Below are 2,399 nucleotides of genomic sequence, written 5' to 3' on the forward strand. Positions count from 1 at the left end.
GTTTAGTAAAGAACCGGCATCATTTCAGCATGTGATTAGAGAAAAAGAACCAGTTTCAACGACAGAAAGTAATAAAAATTTATTGAGTGGAGCTTGTAAGCAACCAAACAAAAGTCTAATTTCATTTATTCATAAAGTTAAGAAAGTAAAGGTGATAAGGAAAGAAGTTAAACCATGGGGATTTTGTAGTATAATTTTAATGAGCGAAAATTTTCTTATAAAATATCTTTTTATCAATCCATTAAGCTGCACTTCTAAGCAATTCCATCACTATAGAGATGAATACCATATAGTGCTATCAGGAGTTGGATATGTTAGTTTAGAAGACAAAGAATATGCTATAGCAAAGGACCATATGATAGAAATCCCAAGGGAATTTTCCCATAGGATTGAAAATAGAAGCACAAGCTTTCCACTTGAAATAGTTGAATTTCAGATAGGAGAGCATTTATCTGATAATGATATAGTGAGATTGGATGATGTATATGGAAGAATATGGTAACGCCATAAATGCATTTGTTGGCAATTTATAATATGGGTGTAGCTGCTTTATGTAAAAAATAATATTTACTAAATCTTAATATTTTAAACCTATACCCATATTTTAATAAATAATGAGTTGTAATTAATATGAAGGATCCATTTAAAAATGACAATTATAGAGAAAATCTCGGTTTCCTTAAAGAAGCTATAAAAGCAAGAAATGAGTTAGTAACTATGAGACATTATAATAAAACGGTAAGGGATTTATCTCAGGCATTAAAGCGTTTTACAGATAAGGCAGAAGATGTAGCTAAGTTTGTTATACGTAGTGACTCAATTGATTATGTAAAATCGATGAATGGAAAGCCATCAGGTCTTAAGATATTAAAGGAAATATTGAATAGAATCTCGGGAAGAAATGTTCCAGTTAAGAATATAAGTAGTTTTATTGATAAATTACCTCCTCCTACTTCAATGACAATCTTTGAATATCTAGAGGCTTATCGTAAAATTTCAGGTTTGGAGCAAGTTGAAAGAGGAAATATTGCAATAGCTCCAGAAAAGCCAGAACGCAGTTTTCTAAAAGAAGATAGACAAGTAGAAGTTAATTATAATGATTCAGGCCATGGAAATTCATTAGATGAAAAGCCTGGATACACAGAGATATCAAATTATCAAGAGAAGAAGAGTAAAATTTTAACAGAAAATTCACAAAGTTCAAAATCGCCTAGAGAAGAGCTAATTTATGTAACAGTTCCTAAAGAACATATGGAAGCAAAAAGAGAACTTAAACAAAAACAACAATCTAAACCTCCAATATTGCCAAAACCATCAATAGCACCCCCATTGCCAAAAAAAAATGTTTACTGCTGGTCAAGAAGTTAAAGAGAAACCAAAAGTAGTAGGAACTGTTCCCAAATCAACTAAAGATAAACCTGAATTACCACTAAAACTTAAAAAGTTAGGTCATACTGATCAAAAATCAAGCACAAAGCTAGAAATGGTAGTATCTTCTATGGAAAAAGAAATTAATTATAATATCGATGTTAAAGTACAAGAGATAAGAAAAAAATTCAAACAAAATCAAGCAAAAGAAAGTCCTAATGCGCAAAGTATTGAATATAGATGTGGAGAAAAAAACTAGGCCATCACCAAAAGTTGCTTCCCAATCTCGCTTATTTCCAATGAGGGATAAAATATCTGAGATGAATCCCTTATCAGCAAAATCTGATAAGCAATTCCATCACTATAGAGATGAATACCATATAGTGCTATCAGGAGTTGGATATGTTAGTTTAGAAGACAAAGAATATGCTATAGCAAAGGATCATATGATAGAAATCCCAAGGGAAGTTTCCCATAGGATTGAAAATAGAAGCACAAGCTTTCCACTTGAAATAGTTGAATTTCAGATAGGAGAGCATTTATCTGATAATGATATAGTGAGATTGGATGATGTATATGGAAGATTTTGAAATTCTAATGTTAAAGATACTCTATAAGTCTGCTAAATTTAAGGAAGCAAAAATCTCTAGTTTTTAAATAAAGGAAAGTCTACAATTATACGAAGTTTCAAAAATATAATGTCTAACCTCAAAATATTTTGTAATGTCCATTGCCTTTGAAATTACTATGGCTGCTTGCTATTTGCGAGCAAGAAATGCCAGATTTTGCTCTATAATGAGTTTGTTCTGTATTATCGGCATTGCCCTTGGAGTTGCAACACTAATAGTGGTGATGTCTGTGATGAACGGATTCAGAGCAAAGTTGCTTGACTCAATACTTGGCATTGATGGCCATATTAACGTTTATTTTGATAGGAACATAAATTCAGATTACTACGCAGTTTCAAAATCTATTGAGAGAATTTAGAATGTTGCTTGAAGTTAATCAATCTAGAATAGAAAAAAAGATAT

3 protein-coding genes and 2 pseudogenes are annotated in these 2,399 nt (G+C 31.3%); all 5 read left to right on the top strand.

Annotated features, from left to right (window positions below; all coding sequences use genetic code 11):
* On the top strand, nt 1-502 hold a 502-nt coding region (locus WGMM_RS04410; protein WP_038250647.1), incomplete at its 5' end, for a phosphomannose isomerase type II C-terminal cupin domain.
* 128 nt (nt 503-630) lie between these two features.
* Nucleotides 631-1,368, top strand: coding sequence for a hypothetical protein (locus tag WGMM_RS04415; protein WP_081818082.1), 738 nt, complete (start codon nt 631-633; stop codon nt 1,366-1,368).
* Complete coding sequence (locus WGMM_RS05895) at nt 1,343-1,627, top strand: hypothetical protein (RefSeq protein ID WP_081818083.1); 285 nt, start codon at nt 1,343-1,345, stop codon at nt 1,625-1,627. The genes WGMM_RS04415 and WGMM_RS05895 overlap by 26 nt, the downstream gene beginning before the upstream one ends.
* A 61-nt stretch (nt 1,628-1,688) precedes the next feature.
* Nucleotides 1,689-1,958, top strand: a pseudogene (locus WGMM_RS05900) (cupin domain-containing protein); the annotation flags it as partial.
* A gap of 133 nt (nt 1,959-2,091) precedes the next feature.
* Nucleotides 2,092-2,352: pseudogene (locus WGMM_RS04425) on the top strand (ABC transporter permease); the annotation flags it as partial.
* Nucleotides 2,353-2,399: the final 47 nt, after the last annotated feature.

The sequence above is a fragment of the Wolbachia endosymbiont of Glossina morsitans morsitans genome (assembly GCF_000689175.1).
Classification (GTDB): domain Bacteria; phylum Pseudomonadota; class Alphaproteobacteria; order Rickettsiales; family Anaplasmataceae; genus Wolbachia; species Wolbachia pipientis.

What these genes read in the sequence shown, in the direction of transcription:
- WGMM_RS04415 (WP_081818082.1), top strand. Translation starts at nt 631, where the DNA reads ATGAAGGATCCATTTAAAAATGACAATTATAGAGAAAATCTCGGTTTC.
- WGMM_RS05895 (WP_081818083.1), top strand. Translation starts at nt 1,343, where the DNA reads ATGTTTACTGCTGGTCAAGAAGTTAAAGAGAAACCAAAAGTAGTAGGA.